Below are 17,132 nucleotides of genomic sequence, written 5' to 3' on the forward strand. Positions count from 1 at the left end.
CATTTGATAAAAAGGGTTTTATATACGTTAGTAGTTGGTATGGTCTTTTTGAGTTGCGATTTTTTTGAACCAAAAGAAGACAAAATACCTGTAGCACGCGTTAATGAAACTTATCTTTATACCGACGACGTTGAAGATGTTGTTCCCTTAGGTGCTAGCCGTCAAGACAGTACTTTAATTATGAATGCCTACATAAATCGTTGGGCAAAACAACTTCTTTTAATGGAAGGCGCTTTGCAAAATCTCCCAGAACGGCAACAAATAGAGTTTTCTAAACTAATTGACCAATACAAAAGCGATCTGTACACCAAGGCCTATTTGGAAGCTCTGGTCAAAAAAAGTATCGACACTTTGGTTGACCCAGAAGAGGCAGAGCAATTTTATGAGGTCAACAAAGAGTCCTATAAATTGAACGACGATCTAATTAAGTTTAGGTATATCAGTATGCCATTGAACCCAATTAATTTAGATACCATAAAAAAAAGATTCAAAAGGTTTGAGCAAAAAGATCAACGCTATTTAGATTCTATTTCCGTACAATTTAAATCTTACTTACTTAATGACTCTATTTGGGTAAAATTGAGCAATGTAGTAGATAAGGTTTCTGTTGTCAACGCTAATAATAAAGAGCAATTGTTAAAAAAAACTAATTTCTTACAACTCAAAGATTCAATAAACCTATATTTGATGCAAGTGAATGATGTACGATTACGGAATGATTACGCACCGCTAGAATACGTTAATTCTTCAATACAACAGATTGTTATTAATAAGCGCAAGTTGGAGCTAATAAAACAACTGGAAAATGAGATTACAAAAGATGCTATTAAAAACAAACAATTTGAAATTTACAATTAGTCTTTGTCTTATGCTTTGTATTACTGCAATGGCAGATTTACGAGCACAAGAAATAATCCCAGATGAAAAGCCTGAAATAAAGCAAGACAGTACTGAAATTGATCCGACAAAAATTAAGGCAGAAGGCGTTGCTGCTGTAGTTGGGGAGTTCATAATTTTAGAATCTGATTTAAATAGAGAAATCGCTCAATTAGAAGCTCAAGGTGCAGACTTAGAAGGTGTAACCCGTTGTGAGTTGTTCGGTAGATTATTAGAGCAAAAACTATATGCACACCAAGCCATTCAAGATAGTGTTATGGTTAATGAACTCTACATACAATCTTTGGTAGAGCAACAAATACAAGGCATACTTGCCCAAACTAATGGCGATATGGAGGGTATGCTCAAGTTCTACAAAAAGGATTCTGAAGAAGCCTTAAGGGAAGAGATGTTTGAAATTAATAAGAATGGTTATCTAGCCAAGGAAATGCAGGATAAGGTTATCAGTGAAATTGAGATAACACCAGAGGAGGTAAGAACATTTTTTAATGATATCCCAAAAGACGAGCGCCCCACCTTTGGTACAGAACTGAAAATTGCTCAAATTGTGGTTATTCCAGAGGTTACTCAACAAGCCAAGCAAGCGGTTATAGATAAGTTAAACGGATTTAAGAAAGACGTTGAAGAGAACGGCTCTAGTTTTACCACTAAAGTTTTATTCTACACCGATGATGCAGCATCAAAACCAAATGGTGGTTTGTACACTTTAAATAGGAAACGTCCAAGAATGGTAAAAGAATTTAGGGATGTGGCCTTCTCCTTGCAAGAAGGTGAAATTTCAGAACCATTTGAAACGGATTTTGGATATCATATTATTTTATTAGAAAAGATTAGAGGTCAAGAGTACGACGTTAGACATATCTTGCTTCGACCAGAACTGACGGCAGATGCCGTTCAAAAGGCAAAGGACGAAATTGAAAAGGTGCGCAAAATGATAGTAGATGGTGAGGTTTCTTTTGCCGAGGCTGCACGAGAATTCAGTGATGAAGAAGAAACTAAATTTGAAGGCGGACAATTAATGAATCCCGTAACTCAAGATTTTAATTTTGAATTGACTAAAATGGAACCAGAATTATATGCTCAAATTCAGAACTTAAAGGATAATGAGGTGAGTGAAATATTTCAGGACGAAGATCGTATCAACAGATTGAAGTTTAAAATTTTAACCGTTACTGATAGAATTGATGATCACGAGGCTGACTTTGCAAGAGATTATTTGAAAATTAAAGAATTAGCACTTCAAGACAAACAGATAAAGGCTATTGAGAAATGGCAAGAGCAAACCATTATAGATACCTATATTAAGGTTAACGGAGAATATAGGGATTGTGAGTTTCAAAGTAACTGGTTAAAAAATCAATAGTACATGTCTGATGTTCAATTAATCGAATCTTTCGTTAAAAAATACGAAGTACTAAAAGAAGAGATTTCAAAAGTCATTATTGGTCAAGAAGAAGTTATAGACCAAATTCTTATATCTATTTTTTCTGGTGGGCATTCTCTCTTAATCGGAGTTCCTGGTCTGGCAAAAACTTTAATGGTCAATACAATTGCCCAAGCCTTAGGATTAGATTTCAAGCGTATTCAGTTTACGCCGGATCTAATGCCGAGTGATATTTTGGGAAGTGAAATATTGGATGAAGATCGTAAATTTAAATTTATAAAAGGGCCCATTTTTGCTAATATCATATTGGCAGATGAAATAAATAGAACACCACCTAAAACCCAAGCTGCATTACTTGAAGCTATGCAAGAGCGTGCAGTGACTATTGCAGGGCATCAATACAAGTTAAGCTTACCTTATTTTGTATTAGCCACACAAAATCCCATTGAGCAGGAGGGAACCTACCCATTACCCGAAGCGCAATTAGACCGTTTTATGTTTGCGATTAAACTGGAGTATCCGTCCTTTAAAGAAGAGGTAGAGGTGGTAAAAGCTACTACTACAGATTTGCAATTAACCGTGAACGCCTTGTTTTCAGGACAAGAAATTATGGATTTTCAGAATGTTATAAGACGTATCCCAGTTGCAGATAATGTTGTAGAATATGCTGTTACTCTTGTAGGGAAAACGAGGCCAAATGCTAATACAGCTGCAGATATAGTTAAAGAATTTGTAGATTGGGGAGCAGGACCTCGTGCATCACAAAACCTTATTCTTGCAGCAAAGACACACGCAGCTAGCAAAGGGAAATTCTCGCCAGACATTGAAGATATACAAGCAATTGCTACTGGAATTTTACGGCACAGAATTATAAAAAATTATAAGGCTGAAGCCGAAGGTGTCACAGATGAGAAAATCATTGAAAGTCTATACTAGTTTAAAAGTAAATTAATATCGTTTTTTAAACGTACAATGTCTGCATTCGTTAGGGCATTGTAAAATCCTCTGATTTGTTGTTTATTATCTATTAAGGTAAGGTAACTACTGTGATAAAAATCTGTTTCGTCATCATTGGCTCTAATGTTGGTCATCAATTGTTTAGCCTGTGCTTCTGTTTGTACCTTTGGTGCTCTTAAAAATTGCCATTTCTTATGAGGGATGCCTGTGGCTTTAGCATACTCTTTTAAAATTTCTACAGAATCATTTTTAAAATCAATGGTGTGCGATATTAGCATTAGGTTTTCTGCTTCGGAAAATTCCTGAGCTACATCAATTAGGGTTTTTCGCATTGGCGGACAAATACTTGGACATCGTGTGAAGAAAAAATTGGCGATTACAACTTTTCCTTCTAAATCCCTAGTGGTAAAACTCTGGCCCAATTCATTTGTGAAAACATCTTCTTTATAGGAAACGGAATAATAGTCTTTGGTTCCTGAATCATTAATGGTGTAGCTAAGTATAGGTAGCTCATTTTCAATTGATTTACAACTTACACTAATCAGAAAAATGAGAAATACAGAAAGACGCATTAGTTAGAAGGCTTGTAGGATTTGAGTTTACTATCCATTTCTTTATCATACAAAAAAACAAACATGCTTGCCATCATATCTTGATTTACATCTGTCGTATTATTGGTTTCCAAAACCAGTTCGTAATCTTCATCTGGAAATAACATGATACCTTTTTCACTGGAAAAATAAGATACAGATTTAAGTCCTATTTTATCGTTATAATTTTCAGCTACAGCAGTAAACAGGGTCGTATCCTGCGTTTTATTCCTAAGGGAAAGTGATTCCGCAAAAGGATGAACATGTGAGGAAATAGCATGCATTGTTGTACTGTCTTTTAACTTAAGCTGTTCTGTTATAGTGTAGCGATAAGTAGCCTTTCCAGGGAAAATCACCCAATGGCCAGAAAGTGATTTGCCATCTTCATTGACATAACTGTGATTTTTGGTTTCCACTGGAAGGCACATGTTTGGATTATTATCTGTTGGGCCATCAAACGGATTTTCAGAATCATAGGGCAACATAATGAAAGCCGTTTTGCTCATCAAGGGTTTGATTGATGTTTCATGTTCTCTAAACCTAAGTGTTATATCGTGTTTTAAGGTAAAGGCATCACCTTTGATATTGTGATTTAAGGATTGTGTGGCTAAAAACAAATTTTCGTCTGTAAATATTGGAAAACCAAAGCCTTGTGGTAAACTATAGCTTTCAATCCCATGGCTCATTGATGTGAGCCTAGGATATTGTTCTCCAATCCTATGATTAAGGTTCCACTTACCATAATGTTCACCATCATAAAAATCTATATTGGTATGGCAAATATAATCGTCTGAAAGTTGATCAACTTCGTTGGTGCTCAACGCTTTTGTTTCAAAAGATGTAATCCATACTAAATCGCTTCTACTCTCATCTAAACGGAAAGACTGCATTACTTTTGGGCCCTCCATAGATTTGTAAATATTGTCAATAACCAAAGTTGGAGTAACCAGCCGAATACCTTTATCCAAAGGTATAATATTCCATCGCTCGTCTACAATGCCTAAACCATGATATAATTTGGTCTTAATTATGGCTTTATGCCTATTGGGAAGTTTTAAATAATATATACCACCAACTATCGTAAGTAAAACTATGAATAGCGTCGTATATTTTAGTATTTTGTTCTTCATTCTATCGGCTTCCAAAACAAAACTAAGGCTTTTTTTATGCGAATAGATTATGATAAACGAATTTTTGGCTTGGATATCATGAGGGCAACAGCCATAGTCATGGTCATGTGTTCACATATTCTTTGGATTGCACCAGATATGAGAGGTATTACAAGAAATCTCTTTGGTATTTTCGGGATTTTAGGAGTGGATATTTTTTTCGTGCTTAGCGGATTTCTTATCGGAAGAATTCTCTACCGAATGTATACGACTAAAGATTTCAGCTTTAAACAAGTTAGATACTTTTGGGTGCGACGTTGGTTTAGAACTTTACCAAATTATTATCTCACCTTAATCTTAAATATTCTATTAGCCGTTTACATAGGCAACCAGCTGCCAGAAGCACTGTGGAAATACGGTTTGTTCCTTCACAATTTCAGTGCTCAATTACCATGGTTTTTCCCTGAATCGTGGAGCTTATCAGTTGAGGAGTTTGCTTATATCTTAGGACCTTTATTACTGTATTTAGTTTTGTTTTTCAAAAGAAAAACTCCCAGACCTCGTCTGTTTTTAATTGTAACCTTGTTCATTTTAGTAGTGTTTTTACTCAGCAAGTTGTGGTATAATCACAATCAAGAGATTAGACATATGAGGCATTGGTCTCTTAATGTAAAATCGATTGTTATTTATAGAATAGATACTATTTATTACGGTGTTTTGGCAGCATATATTTCGGTTATAAAGCCAAAAGTTTGGTATAAACTGAGATATCTGGCCTTTGGAGTTGGTATTTTGGTCTTTATTGCAATTAATTTTCTAATTCCGATTAAACAATGGGTCATAACAGAACATCCTGCATTCTGGAATGTATGGTACTTCATAATTAAATCTATTTCAATTGCCTTAACCTTACCATTATTTAGCCAGATTCAATCCGCAAGTAAGTGGATTGAGGTGCCAATTACCTATATAAGCATTTTGTCCTATGCCATATATGTGTTGCATTATTCCATTATTATGCAACTGATGAAGCATTTTATCCCTTCAGAAACTATGGCAGGTTTGGATTTGGTGGTATATATCTTGGTTTATGTATTGATTACATTCTTGTCAGCATATATCCTGTATCGTTTATATGAAAAACCGATGACCGATTTAAGAGACTTACCTAAAATCAAGGATAATTTTAAATAACCCCTTTTTGTTAAACTCTTAATATATCACATCCATAGTTGTGATATACTTAATATTTTCTCGATAAAATTGAGTTTTATTGATTTAAATTCAGTGATTAACAGTTTTCATTACATATTTTAAAATCTGCTTAAAAATTTGTAATTTTGCGACCCTTACAATAAGGTAGAAAAATAGAATTATTCACTAAATAAATCACATCTATGGCTTTTGATATTGACATGATTAAAAAGGTTTATACGAGCATGGCCGAGCGCGTTGATGCAGCTCGCAAAATTGTTGGTAAACCGTTAACACTCTCAGAAAAAATTCTTTATTCACATTTATGGGATGGCACACCTAATAAGGCCTTTACTCGAGGCAAAGATTATGTAGATTTTGCACCTGATCGTGTGGCGTGTCAAGATGCGACAGCGCAAATGGCACTGTTACAATTTATGCAAGCGGGTAAGCCTAAGGTAGCAGTACCTACAACAGTTCACTGTGATCATTTAATACAAGCCAAAAGCGGAGCAGAAGTAGATTTAAAACACGCCAATAATACAAGTAGTGAAGTCTTTAATTTTTTAGAATCTGTTTCTAATAAGTATGGAATTGGTTTCTGGAAACCAGGTGCTGGTATTATTCACCAAGTTGTATTAGAAAATTATGCATTTCCGGGAGGAATGATGATCGGTACAGATTCTCATACGGTAAATGCTGGTGGATTAGGCATGGTAGCTATTGGAGTTGGAGGCGCGGATGCTGTAGATGTCATGGCCGGAATGCCTTGGGAGCTTAAATTCCCTAAATTAATTGGTGTAAGATTAACTGGTAAGCTTTCCGGCTGGACGGCACCTAAAGATGTGATTTTAAAAGTTGCAGAAATCTTAACCGTAAAAGGTGGTACTGGTGCTATTGTTGAATATTTTGGTCCAGGAGCCTTGTCAATGTCTTGTACAGGAAAAGGTACAATTTGTAATATGGGTGCCGAAATAGGCGCAACAACTTCTACCTTTGGTTATGATGACTCAATGGAGCGTTATTTGAGAGCTACAGACAGAGCGGATGTGGCAGATGAAGCCAACAAAATTAAATCATATTTAACTGCAGATGCAGAGGTGTATGACAATCCAGAGCAATATTTTGATCAAGTTATAGACATCAACCTTTCAGAATTAGGCCCATTATTGAATGGTCCTTTTACACCAGACTTATCAACTACTGTTGGAAAAGAAATGACAAATAAGGCCAAGGATAACGATTGGCCAATGCAGGTAGAGTGGGGCTTAATAGGATCTTGTACAAATTCGTCTTATGAGGATTTGTCTAGAGCGTCTTCTATTGCTCAGCAAGCCTTGGATAAAGGATTAAAGACGAAGGCTGAATTTGGGATAAATCCAGGTTCTGAACAGGTGAGGTATACAGCTGAACGCGATGGAATCTTACAGGTCTTTGAAAAATTAGATGCTAAAATATTTACAAATGCTTGTGGTCCATGTATTGGACAATGGGCGAGATATAGTGACCCGAAGAATGCACCTAAGAACAGTATTGTGCATTCGTTTAATAGGAATTTTGCTAAACGCGCAGATGGAAATCCAAATACACATGCTTTTGTTGCATCTCCTGAGATTACAGCTGCAATCGCCATTGCCGGTCGTTTAGATTTTAATCCAATGACTGATACCTTAATCAACGAGAATGGAGAAGAGGTAATGTTAGACGAACCAACAGGATGGGAATTGCCTCCTAAAGGTTTTGATGTTAAAGAGAATGGTTATTTAGAACCTGTTGAGGATGGAAGTGGAGTAGAAGTTAAGGTAGCGGAAGACTCAGAACGTCTAGAGTTACTAACGCCATTTACACCAATAGGCGATACGATTAAAGGCGCGAAGTTATTAATTAAGGCTTACGGAAAATGTACAACGGACCATATTTCTATGGCTGGTCCATGGTTACGTTATAGAGGACATCTAGATAATATCTCAAACAATACTTTAATAGGTGCTGTTAATGCCTTTAATAAGCAGACAAATTTTGTTAAAAACCAATTTACTGGCGATTACGGAGGTGTTCCAGATACCCAACGCGAATACAAAAAGAATGGTGTTTGGACGGTAGTGGTTGGAGACCATAATTATGGTGAAGGTTCTTCCAGAGAACACGCAGCCATGCAGCCAAGACATTTAGGTGTTGCCGCGGTTATCGTTAAATCTTTTGCACGGATACACGAAACGAACCTTAAAAAGCAGGGAATGCTAGGGTTAACATTTGCAAATGAGGCTGATTATGATTTAATTCAAGAAGATGATACCTTCAACTTTTTAGATTTAAACGAGTTTGCTCCAGATAAATCACTTCACATGGAGGTTGTTCATTCTGATGGTAGCAAAGATATAATAGAGTTAAACCATACCTATAATAAGGCTCAAATCGAGTGGTATAAAGAAGGTTCTGCTTTAAATCTTATTAAGAAACAGAACGCTTAAGTATTTATTATAAACAATAAAAAAAGCCCTTGCGTAATAAACAAGGGCTTTTTTGTTATCTATTTAGACGATTTGAAAACTAAAAACAAAAAGCGGATAATAACGAACGTCATTTGGCTACTTATGGTTTTGGTATTATTAATTCCTCAATCTCGGCAGCGTATTCAAATAGCATTTCATAGTATTATTTCAAACTTTAAAGGTGTTGAAATGATAGATTCTAGTGATAGACAAGTTTTAAGTAATTATGATTGGAAGTTAATAGACAAGCACAATAAACCGTATAATTTATCTGATGCTAAAAATAAAGTTGTTCTCATCAATTTTTGGGCAACCTGGTGCCCACCTTGTATTGCTGAGATGCCTAGTTTACAAGGGTTATATGAAAAATACCAAGACGAAGTGATTTTTCTTTTTGTGACTAACGAAGATTTGGTGAAAGTCAATACGTTTTTGGATGCGAATAGGTATTCATTCAAAGCATATAACCCACTAAATAGAATTCCAAAGGAATTGATGACCAAATCTATTCCTAGAACATTTATTCTAAATAAGAACCTTGAGATTGTTGTTGATGAAAAGGGTGCTCTTGACTGGAATCAGCCAGCTATACACCAGCTACTGAAAACACTAATAGAAGAATAGATTACTTAAAGTACTTGAGAGGTACGATTAACATTCCAAAATTTTCTCCTTTATCTTTGCCTAAGTGTTTGTGATGTATTTTATGTGCCCTCCGTACGCCTCTTGCGTATTTATTATCAATATTACGCAACCACTTAAAGCGCTGATGTATGAAAATATCATGAACTATAAAATAGGCTAGGCCGTAAGCCATAATACCAATACCAATAGGCAAAAAATACCATAAATTTTGTTCGCCCCAGAGGTACCAACAGCCCATTGAAACTACAGCATAAAAAAGAAAAAAGGCATCATTGCGCTCAAACCAACTTTTGTGATCCTTATGATGATGATCTCTATGAAGAGTCCACAAAAATCCATGCATAATATATTTATGGGTAAACCATGCATTAAATTCCATAACGAAGAAGGTTGCTAAAAAAATTAATATCCAATATACCGTTTGCATTACTTCTTTATGTTTAGAGCAAATTTAATTGATATTTAACATAGCTTCTTGTAAGGAGCTCTACTTTTTTATAATTAGGTACGCGTATTCTAGCAGATTTTATCTCTAAAGCTGGTGTTTTTTTCAATTTATCTAGAAGCTTGCTGTAATAACGATATGCCATAAAAACTCCAAATCTTGCCTCTAGAGGTAATCGCTTAATTCCTTGTAAGCCTTTTGAAAAATCATTTTCTATATCAGCTATAATAGCTTGTTTTGAAGCTTCATCTAACTGATCTAAATCTGTATTCGGAAAATAGGTTCTGCTAAGGTCTTCAAAATCTGCTTTAAGGTCTCTCAAAAAATTCACCTTTTGGAAAGCTGAACCCAAGCTCATTGCAGAATCTTTTAGTTCATTGTACTTAGCTTCATCTCCTTTAACAAATACCTTAAGGCACATTAAACCAACAACATCGGCTGAGCCATAGATGTAGTTTTTGTATTCTTCATCAGTTAAATAATCTTTCTTGTGCAAATCTAATCGCATGCTATTCATAAAAGCATCTACAAGATGTTGGTCTATGTTGTACTTGTGATAGGTTTCCTGGAACGAATTTAAAATAGGATTTAGACTAATTTTATCGCTTAGAGCGCGTTCTAAATCATCTTCAAAATGCTTAAATAATGTTTCTTTATTATAGTCATGGAATGTATCCACTATTTCGTCAGCAAACCTCACAAAACCGTAGATATTGTAAATGTCTTGTCTAATGCTGTCCGAAAGCATTTTAGTAGCCATAGAAAAAGAGGTGCTGTAAGCGTTGGTAACTAGCTTACTACACTCATTAGAGACATTGTCAAAAATTGATTTCATAGATAATTTTTTTGTGCTTGGCGATTTATAAAACCATATTAATTAGCGGTTAATTTCGTTGTTTTGAATTAGTTCTGCAACTAATTTCCCAGATATTAAAGAAGGGGGAACTCCAGGCCCAGGAACGGTAAGCTGTCCTGTAAAATAGAGGCTGTCTACTTTTTTACTTTTAAGTTTAGGTCTAAGAAAGGCCGTTTGCATCAACGTATTTGCCATACCATAAGCATTACCCTTGTATGAATTGTATTGTTCTACAAAATCATTAACACAAAAGGATTCTTTAAACATGATGTGGTTTTGTACATTTTGATTTGTACGTTTCTCAAATCTATTTATAACTATATCAAAATACTGTTGTCTAAGCTCTGGAGTGTCTTCCAATCCTGGAGCAATAGGAATGAGGAAAAAACCAGCCTCACATCCTTTTGGTGCCATACTTTCATCGGTAACTGAAGGAAAATTGACATAAAATAAAGGGTCTTTTGGCCATTTAGGGTGATCATAAATCTCTTCGGCGTGTGCTTCGAAATCAGTATCAAAAAACAAGTTGTGATGTTCTATATGATCTAATTTTTTATCAAAACCTACGTAAAACAACAATGAGGATGGCGCGAAAGTCCTTTTTTCCCAATAGGCTTCGCTATATTGACGATAATTCGTATCGAGTAAAGTTTCTGAGTGATGGTAGTCTGCACCACTCAAAACAACATCTGAAGGTATAAATTTATCGTTAACAACGATACCTTTAGACTTACCCTGTTCAACGGTTATTTTTTCAACGTTACTATTTGTATGTATGGATACACCTAAACTTTCTGCAAGTTTGGTCATGCCTTTTATGATTTCATACATACCACCTTTTGGATGCCACGTACCAAGGCCGAAATCCGCAAAATTCATAAACGAATAAAAAGACGGCGTTTGATTTGGTTTAGCTCCTAAAAACAACACTGGAAATTCAAGTGTTGATATGAGTTTCGGGTTTTTGAAATTTTTTCTTACCTCAGAACTAATTGTTTTAAAGAATTGATCAACTCTGGTAACAGTCTCTTTAGTTACCAATTCAAATGGTGATAAACCTGGCTTAAGAACTACCTTATTTATAGCTATGTCGTAGTGCTCTTGTGCGCGTGAAATGAATTTACGTAAGGGCACTGAACTACCAGACTCAATACGTTCAAATTCTTCACAGATTTTGTCCATATGATCGCCAATGGTAATCACTTCGTCCGAAAAAAATATTTTGTAAGCTGGACTCAATTTATCTAGCTCATAATAATCACTAGTACTTTTATCAAAATCATTAAAAAACTTTTCAAAAATATCAGGCATCCAATACCAACTAGGACCTATATCAAACGTAAATCCATCCCTAATTAATTGTCGTGCACGACCGCCTACGGTATTATTCTTTTCATAAATAGACACCTTGTAGCCAGATTGAGCAAGGTAGCACGATGCTGACAACGCTGAAAATCCAGAACCTATTATAGATATTGTTTTACTCACTATAGCTCTTTAATTAATGAATCAATACTTTTAAATGGTCTTATTTTTGGAGGCAAGCTTTTTAAATCGAGAGCATTTAGCATTTGCCCTAAAATCCAAAATTCCGTTTTTGGTCGGCTTAAAATAGTGTTATTAAATTCCTTAATATAGTTATCAATCTCTGCTTTCTCAGGTTTTACTGTGAAATAGGAGACAAACGTTAAGTCTTCGTAATAATTAAATAGTGCTGTTAAACTTTTCAGTGGAACACTTTGTCCTAGAAATATGGACTGATACCCCTTGTGCACAATTTCATGATTGATAAACATTAATCCTAGCTCATGGATTTCATTGTCTGGGAGGTAAAGTACAAAAGTCTTTTTAGAGGAATTAACGTTTCTTGACTGTGCTTTCTCGGTATTAACAAGGATTTTTTGTCTAATCAAAGTTGTTAGAAAATGTTCGTGAGCCTCAGTAATTGTATCTGTTTGCCAAAGCAAACCTATTTCTGTTAATAATGGTATAAAAACATCATGAAAGACCTTAGAAAAAGATTTTTCCTTTAGTAAAGATTCATAGGTGCTATAAAACAATATTTGGTCAAAATTAAGCATAGCCAATTTGAAGGAGTTGATGGCATGGCTCTCAATATTGTTTTGTGACGCAATCTCTCGGACAAGGAGTGGAATTTTATGTTCTTCAATAGTCGCGATTTTAGAGATTTTATAGCCATTATTATTTAAATAGCTAACGTTCAATAATTTTTGGAAACTAGCTAAATCGTAATATCTAATATTGGTTTCGGTACGCTTGGGTTTAAGTAATTCATAGCGCTTTTCCCATATTCTTATAGTGTGTGCCTTAATTCCTGTTAGGTTTTCAAGGTCTTTGATACTGAACTTATTTTTGATATTGTTCATTTTTTGCAAAAAATGTTTAAACAAAAATAAGATTTATAGCGATACGGTCTTCACAATTAACATAATTTAAATAAAAACTATATCAATTTGCTAATTACACAAAAAGCAATAATTCATGAAGAAGTGCGCACGAGAAGACTCGAACTTCCACGACCTAAACGGTCACTGGCCCCTCAAGCCAGCGCGTCTACCAATTCCGCCACGTGCGCATAAAATTAAGAGCAATAAAGATAAAAAAAAAGTTAAGCAAATAGCTTAACTTTTGTGACCGGGCTGGGGCTCGAACCCAGGACCCTCTCCTTAAAAGGGAGATGCTCTACCAACTGAGCTACCCGGTCATTTCATTTAGTTTCCCAAACGAGGGTGCAAAGATAGAATGTTTAATTAATAATACAATACTTTTTTAATTTTAATTTTCGTTTTTTTGTCAAGGAATTTTCACGAAGTAAATGCATTAAAAAAAATAGTTATGATTGTTGTTTTAATAGGTTATATGGGTGCTGGCAAGACTAGCGTAGGTAAAAACTTAGCGAAAATATTGGACTATAACTTCTTTGATTTAGATGATTATATTTCTGAAAATGAGCAAGTTTCTATACCTGAAATATTTCAGAAAAAAGGCGAAATCTATTTTAGAACTAGGGAGGCAAAATACTTAAGACAACTTATTGCTTCTAGTGAGGATATAGTTTTGGCACTTGGTGGTGGCACGCCCTGTTATTCTGAAAACATGACTTTTTTAAATAACTCGAATAAGATTAACACATTTTTCTTAAAACTACCTTTAAGAAGTTTAGTCGATAGATTAATACCAGAAAAAATGAATAGACCACTTATTGCTCATTTAAATACGCAAGAGGAGTTCTTAGAATTTATTGGCAAACATTTATTTGAACGGAATACCTTTTACAATATGGCCACTTATACCGTAGATTGCGAGAAAAAAACCGTTCAAGAAATTTCAGAAGATATTGTTAGAAAATTAGTCTAAATAAGCCTCGTACGGTTGTTTAGAAAGATTTACATGGACATGTTCATACAAAGATGTTGAAAGGCTAATACCCTTAAAATCTGCTTTTACAGGGTATTTCTTGTGGTTTCTATTAACAAGGACAGCCGTTTTAAATTGCTTAAGCGGTACATCTAGAAAATGTTTGATACCATATATTAAAGTACTGCCAGAATTAAGAACGTCGTCTACCAAAACTATTGATTTGTTAGAATAGTCTTTAACCTTAATAGATGTCAGTATTGGTTCTGTTGGGACAGATTTATTTATGGTCACCTTACAAAGTGTCGATTTTATGTCTGAAATCTTATCTAAATTAGACTTTATTTTTTTTGCCAATAAATATCCATTACTTTCTATACCTGCAACAATGAGCTCGGTTTCGTCTACATTGCTTTCATAAATCTGATAGGCAATCCGTTTTATTTTGTGTTCAATCTGTTTATGATTGAGGATGGTGTTCTTAACTAAAGTCATGTGCTCTTTTTTTCAAAGATAAAAAACAGTTCTTTACCTGCTCTCTCTTGCAGAGAATTATATGCTGTCTCTAATTTATGTAGATGAAATTTAGATTTAAACAACTCCTCATACTCATTGATACTTCCGCCAAAAGGTGGGCCAGAAGTGGTTAAAGGGAATTTAAACAGTAAACCAGCCAATATACCTTTTGGCTTTAAAAGCGCATCCATCTTTTCGGCATATAAAGGTCTCAGTGAGGGATTAAGCGCACAAAAAAACGTTTGCTCCAATATAATATCGAACGATTGGTCAATCTCAAAAAAATCAGAGTGTATAAGTTGGGTTTCAGGGAAGCTGGGCATCCTTTTCTTAAGATGTATTAAAGGGAGTTCTGCGTAGTCCGCAGCGAAGACATTTTTAAATCCATTTTGCCACAAATATTCAACTTCATAGCCATTGCCAGAACCAGGAACTAAAATTTTTGCTGTTTTGTCTTGCAACCCATCTATGAAATTTTTCATAGGAGGTGATACAAAACCAATATCCCAACCTGTAGTTTTGTCTTTATAACGTTTTTTCCAATATTCTTTATTCAGTATCATCTTCTTCATAAAAATCTTCTAAATCCCTGCGGTCCTTTTTTGTTGGCCTGCCAGTACCCTTTTTACGATAGTAATCTTTACTATATTTTAGCAGCTCTTGGGCTTCAAAGGCTTCTTTAGGGGTAGTATCTGTTCTATAAATATCTACCAATTTGGCGCCAACACGATTCGGAGGTAAATCGTTTACCGTGAGAGTGTAAGTGATTTGGTTTTTTCTTAGTGTAATCTTATCTGTTGGATACACTTCCTTAGATGGTTTAGCGATGGTCTCGTTAACACGTACTTGACCCTTCTTGCAAGCGGTTGATGCCAAACTCCTTGTTTTGTAATACCTAACGGCCCATAAATATTTGTCTACACGCATATTGTTTTGGTAAAAATCAACGTTAATACCTTAATGCAAAAATATTATAATATTGTATCTTGCGCACTGAAAAAAGCAATAATGAACCTTGCAGTATTTTTTGCAAGAAATTACAAGACTATGAAGATTAAATCTCTTATACCATTTTTACTTGTTCTATTTGTTGTAGGTATAATTGCCTGCACACCAGATGACAATTCCCAAGAGTTTGTCCCAGAAAGAGATAGGACCGAGCAGCAATTAGCTGATAAGGACTCATTACTTCAATATTTATCAACTCATTATTACAATTCTGGTTTTTTTGAAACGGGTACTAATCATAGGTATAGTGACATTATTATTTCAGAATTACCAAAGGATGATGACGATAACTATCTGCCTTTACCAAATCCAGAATCAAATACACTTTTAATTGATGCTATTGACGACCCTTATCAAGTAGAGTTTGCTGATACGGATTATGAATATTATGTATTGCGAATTAACCAAGGGGGTGGTGCTTCGCCAGCTTTTACAGACGCTGTAAGAGTGAGATATGAAGGTAGTTTGGTAACAAGTGCAAGTGTTTTCGACGAACAATCTTCACCAGCAGATGTACCACTTCAGGGCGATGGTTTTACGGTATTCGGAACAATTGAGGGGTGGAAATTAATAATGCCCACTTTTAACACAGCGGAAAATTTTGTAATAGAAGATGATGGTCAGGTAACCTATGACAATTATGGGCTGGGAGTTATGTTCTTACCTTCAGGTTTGGCATATTACTCTAATTTTGTGACAGGTATCCCACAGTATTCTAATCTAGTATTTAAGTTCGATTTATTGCAATACGAAGTTATAGATCATGATAATGATTTAGTTTTATCTTTCATTGAAGATTTGGATGGTGACGGAAATGTTAGTAATGACGATACTGACGAAGACGGAATACCAAATTTTTTAGATATAGATGACGATGGGGATGGTGTTATCACAAGATTTGAAGATATTGATGGAGATGGTGATCCAACAAACGATATTGGTATGAACGGCATACCTAAGTATTTAGATCCTGAAGAAACAGAATCGAATCAAGATGAAAATTAAAGTAAAGGCTGCGATTAATCGCAGCCTTTTTTTTATAATGCTAATGAAACGCTTAAAATGAGTTGACTTGGTCTTGAGTCAATACTAACAATATCTAGATTATTGTTTGTTATAAATATAGTCTCATTAGAGCTAAATCCTCTTTCATATCTCAAATCGACACCTATTTTGTTAAGTGTTATACCTATCCCAAAATTAAATCCCATAGATAAGTCATTTTCAATATCACGTGCAGAGATACCCTCAAAATCAGTATCTAGTATGTACTGAAAAGATGGGCCTGCAAAAACACTAAGAGGACCAATGATTTTAATACCGACAAGTAAGGGTACGTCTAATTTTTTAATTTCAAAATCTCCCCTAGAATACTCACTTTTTGTCGCCGTGTAAACCAATTCTGGTCTTAAGTAAATGGTATTTCCAAATTTACCAAAGAGTCCAATATGATAGCCAATGTTGCCATCTGGGTTTTGAGCATTAGAACTTATGGATTCAAAATAATCACCGTTGGCACCGTAATTTAGACCAGCTTTTAGTCCAAATGACGATCCGCTTTGTCCTTGGCAGGCAAAAGAAAAAAGCACTAAAGACAGCGTCAATAGTGCTATTGTTTTAAATGTTCTCATAACGTTCGTTTTAAAGATTAGATGTCTTTA

The 17,132-nt window shown here is 35.0% G+C and carries 18 protein-coding genes and 2 tRNA genes; 8 read left to right on the forward strand and 12 right to left on the reverse strand.

Annotated elements, in window-relative coordinates:
* The first annotated feature begins 3 nt into the window (after positions 1–3).
* From J4050_RS13840 to J4050_RS13850, 3 genes are read left to right on the forward strand one after another with little or no spacing between them, the layout of a single operon-like run.
* Positions 4–858 carry a peptidyl-prolyl cis-trans isomerase gene (locus J4050_RS13840; RefSeq protein ID WP_347879122.1) on the forward strand — a complete coding sequence of 285 codons (855 nt, stop codon included), beginning with the start codon at positions 4–6 and terminating at the stop codon, positions 856–858.
* Positions 821–2,260, forward strand: coding sequence for a peptidylprolyl isomerase (locus J4050_RS13845; RefSeq protein WP_438874719.1), 1,440 nt, complete (start codon positions 821–823; stop codon positions 2,258–2,260). The genes J4050_RS13840 and J4050_RS13845 overlap by 38 nt, the downstream gene beginning before the upstream one ends.
* A gap of 3 nt (positions 2,261–2,263) precedes the next feature.
* Complete coding sequence (locus J4050_RS13850; protein ID WP_208155192.1) at positions 2,264–3,217, forward strand: AAA family ATPase; 954 nt, start codon at positions 2,264–2,266, stop codon at positions 3,215–3,217.
* On the opposite strand, the gene J4050_RS13855 is transcribed toward J4050_RS13850, so the two are convergent.
* Together J4050_RS13855 and J4050_RS13860 are read right to left on the reverse strand one after the other, a co-directional pair.
* Complete coding sequence (locus J4050_RS13855; protein WP_208155193.1) at positions 3,214–3,810, reverse strand: SCO family protein; 597 nt, start codon at positions 3,808–3,810, stop codon at positions 3,214–3,216. The genes J4050_RS13850 and J4050_RS13855 overlap by 4 nt on opposite strands.
* Positions 3,810–4,958 carry a hypothetical protein gene (locus tag J4050_RS13860; protein ID WP_208155194.1) on the reverse strand — a complete coding sequence of 383 codons (1,149 nt, stop codon included), beginning with the start codon at positions 4,956–4,958 and terminating at the stop codon, positions 3,810–3,812. Before J4050_RS13860 ends, J4050_RS13855 begins: the two co-directional genes overlap by 1 nt.
* Positions 4,959–4,994: 36 nt before the next feature.
* On the opposite strand from J4050_RS13860, the gene J4050_RS13865 reads away from it, so the two are divergent.
* The 3 genes from J4050_RS13865 (at position 4,995) to J4050_RS13875 (ending at position 9,247) form a co-directional block, all read left to right on the forward strand.
* Complete coding sequence (locus J4050_RS13865; protein WP_208155195.1) at positions 4,995–6,131, forward strand: acyltransferase family protein; 1,137 nt, start codon at positions 4,995–4,997, stop codon at positions 6,129–6,131.
* Positions 6,132–6,334: 203 nt separating this feature from the next.
* Positions 6,335–8,602, forward strand: coding sequence for an aconitate hydratase (locus J4050_RS13870; protein WP_208155196.1), 2,268 nt, complete (start codon positions 6,335–6,337; stop codon positions 8,600–8,602).
* A gap of 72 nt (positions 8,603–8,674) precedes the next feature.
* Complete coding sequence (locus J4050_RS13875) at positions 8,675–9,247, forward strand: TlpA family protein disulfide reductase (RefSeq protein WP_208155197.1); 573 nt, start codon at positions 8,675–8,677, stop codon at positions 9,245–9,247.
* 1 nt (position 9,248) lies between these two features.
* Here J4050_RS13875 and J4050_RS13880 read toward each other — a convergent pair whose 3' ends face one another.
* The 6 genes from J4050_RS13880 to J4050_RS13905 form a co-directional block, all read right to left on the reverse strand.
* Positions 9,249–9,695, reverse strand: a complete 447-nt coding sequence (locus tag J4050_RS13880; RefSeq protein ID WP_208155198.1) for a sterol desaturase family protein — start codon at positions 9,693–9,695, stop codon at positions 9,249–9,251.
* Between the two features lie 13 nt (positions 9,696–9,708).
* A complete protein-coding gene (locus J4050_RS13885) occupies positions 9,709–10,548 on the reverse strand; it encodes a phytoene/squalene synthase family protein (protein WP_208155199.1) in 840 nt (279 codons plus the stop codon).
* A 42-nt stretch (positions 10,549–10,590) separates the two neighbouring features.
* Complete coding sequence (gene crtID / locus J4050_RS13890) at positions 10,591–12,057, reverse strand: bifunctional phytoene desaturase/3,4-desaturase (protein WP_208155200.1); 1,467 nt, start codon at positions 12,055–12,057, stop codon at positions 10,591–10,593.
* Positions 12,057–12,956 carry a MerR family transcriptional regulator gene (locus tag J4050_RS13895; RefSeq protein WP_208155201.1) on the reverse strand — a complete coding sequence of 300 codons (900 nt, stop codon included), beginning with the start codon at positions 12,954–12,956 and terminating at the stop codon, positions 12,057–12,059. Before J4050_RS13895 ends, crtID begins: the two co-directional genes overlap by 1 nt.
* 124 nt (positions 12,957–13,080) lie before the next feature.
* Positions 13,081–13,165: transfer RNA gene (locus J4050_RS13900), tRNA-Leu, on the reverse strand.
* Between the two features lie 56 nt (positions 13,166–13,221).
* A tRNA-Lys gene (locus J4050_RS13905) sits at positions 13,222–13,294 on the reverse strand.
* A gap of 131 nt (positions 13,295–13,425) precedes the next feature.
* On the opposite strand from J4050_RS13905, the gene J4050_RS13910 reads away from it, so the two are divergent.
* Entirely contained in the window at positions 13,426–13,947 is a 522-nt protein-coding gene (locus J4050_RS13910) for a shikimate kinase (RefSeq protein ID WP_208155202.1), read from the forward strand.
* On the opposite strand, the gene J4050_RS13915 is transcribed toward J4050_RS13910, so the two are convergent.
* Genes J4050_RS13915 through J4050_RS13925 form a run of 3 tightly spaced genes read right to left on the reverse strand, consistent with a single transcriptional unit; the run spans position 13,939 to position 15,390 of the window.
* Positions 13,939–14,442: a phosphoribosyltransferase family protein gene (locus J4050_RS13915; RefSeq protein WP_208155203.1), complete on the reverse strand. Its 504-nt coding sequence runs from the start codon at positions 14,440–14,442 to the stop codon at positions 13,939–13,941. The two genes, J4050_RS13910 and J4050_RS13915, sit on opposite strands and share 9 nt — an antisense overlap.
* Complete coding sequence (locus tag J4050_RS13920) at positions 14,439–15,026, reverse strand: methyltransferase domain-containing protein (RefSeq protein ID WP_208155204.1); 588 nt, start codon at positions 15,024–15,026, stop codon at positions 14,439–14,441. The genes J4050_RS13915 and J4050_RS13920 overlap by 4 nt, the downstream gene beginning before the upstream one ends.
* Positions 15,013–15,390, reverse strand: coding sequence for an RNA-binding S4 domain-containing protein (locus J4050_RS13925; RefSeq protein ID WP_208155205.1), 378 nt, complete (start codon positions 15,388–15,390; stop codon positions 15,013–15,015). Before J4050_RS13925 ends, J4050_RS13920 begins: the two co-directional genes overlap by 14 nt.
* 120 nt (positions 15,391–15,510) lie before the next feature.
* On the opposite strand from J4050_RS13925, the gene J4050_RS13930 reads away from it, so the two are divergent.
* Positions 15,511–16,476 carry an FKBP-type peptidyl-prolyl cis-trans isomerase gene (locus J4050_RS13930; RefSeq protein ID WP_208155206.1) on the forward strand — a complete coding sequence of 322 codons (966 nt, stop codon included), beginning with the start codon at positions 15,511–15,513 and terminating at the stop codon, positions 16,474–16,476.
* Positions 16,477–16,508: 32 nt separating this feature from the next.
* Here the strand turns inward: J4050_RS13930 and J4050_RS13935 are convergent, their stop codons facing one another.
* Positions 16,509–17,102, reverse strand: a complete 594-nt coding sequence (locus J4050_RS13935) for an outer membrane beta-barrel protein (protein ID WP_208155207.1) — start codon at positions 17,100–17,102, stop codon at positions 16,509–16,511.
* Positions 17,103–17,132: the final 30 nt, after the last annotated feature.

This window comes from Winogradskyella pelagia (assembly GCF_017581965.1).
Lineage (GTDB): Bacteria > Bacteroidota > Bacteroidia > Flavobacteriales > Flavobacteriaceae > Winogradskyella > Winogradskyella pelagia.

Coding starts and splice junctions, on each gene's coding strand:
- J4050_RS13845 (WP_438874719.1), top strand. CDS start 821: ATGCTATTAAAAACAAACAATTTGAAATTTACAATTAGTCTTTGTCTT.
- J4050_RS13850 (WP_208155192.1), top strand. CDS start 2,264: ATGTCTGATGTTCAATTAATCGAATCTTTCGTTAAAAAATACGAAGTA.
- J4050_RS13855 (WP_208155193.1), bottom strand. CDS start 3,810: ATGCGTCTTTCTGTATTTCTCATTTTTCTGATTAGTGTAAGTTGTAAA.
- J4050_RS13860 (WP_208155194.1), bottom strand. CDS start 4,958: ATGAAGAACAAAATACTAAAATATACGACGCTATTCATAGTTTTACTT.
- J4050_RS13865 (WP_208155195.1), top strand. CDS start 4,995: ATGCGAATAGATTATGATAAACGAATTTTTGGCTTGGATATCATGAGG.
- J4050_RS13870 (WP_208155196.1), top strand. CDS start 6,335: ATGGCTTTTGATATTGACATGATTAAAAAGGTTTATACGAGCATGGCC.
- J4050_RS13880 (WP_208155198.1), bottom strand. CDS start 9,695: ATGCAAACGGTATATTGGATATTAATTTTTTTAGCAACCTTCTTCGTT.
- J4050_RS13885 (WP_208155199.1), bottom strand. CDS start 10,548: ATGAAATCAATTTTTGACAATGTCTCTAATGAGTGTAGTAAGCTAGTT.
- J4050_RS13895 (WP_208155201.1), bottom strand. CDS start 12,956: ATGAACAATATCAAAAATAAGTTCAGTATCAAAGACCTTGAAAACCTA.
- J4050_RS13910 (WP_208155202.1), top strand. CDS start 13,426: ATGATTGTTGTTTTAATAGGTTATATGGGTGCTGGCAAGACTAGCGTA.
- J4050_RS13915 (WP_208155203.1), bottom strand. CDS start 14,442: ATGACTTTAGTTAAGAACACCATCCTCAATCATAAACAGATTGAACAC.
- J4050_RS13920 (WP_208155204.1), bottom strand. CDS start 15,026: ATGATACTGAATAAAGAATATTGGAAAAAACGTTATAAAGACAAAACT.
- J4050_RS13925 (WP_208155205.1), bottom strand. CDS start 15,390: ATGCGTGTAGACAAATATTTATGGGCCGTTAGGTATTACAAAACAAGG.
- J4050_RS13930 (WP_208155206.1), top strand. CDS start 15,511: ATGAAGATTAAATCTCTTATACCATTTTTACTTGTTCTATTTGTTGTA.
- J4050_RS13935 (WP_208155207.1), bottom strand. CDS start 17,102: ATGAGAACATTTAAAACAATAGCACTATTGACGCTGTCTTTAGTGCTT.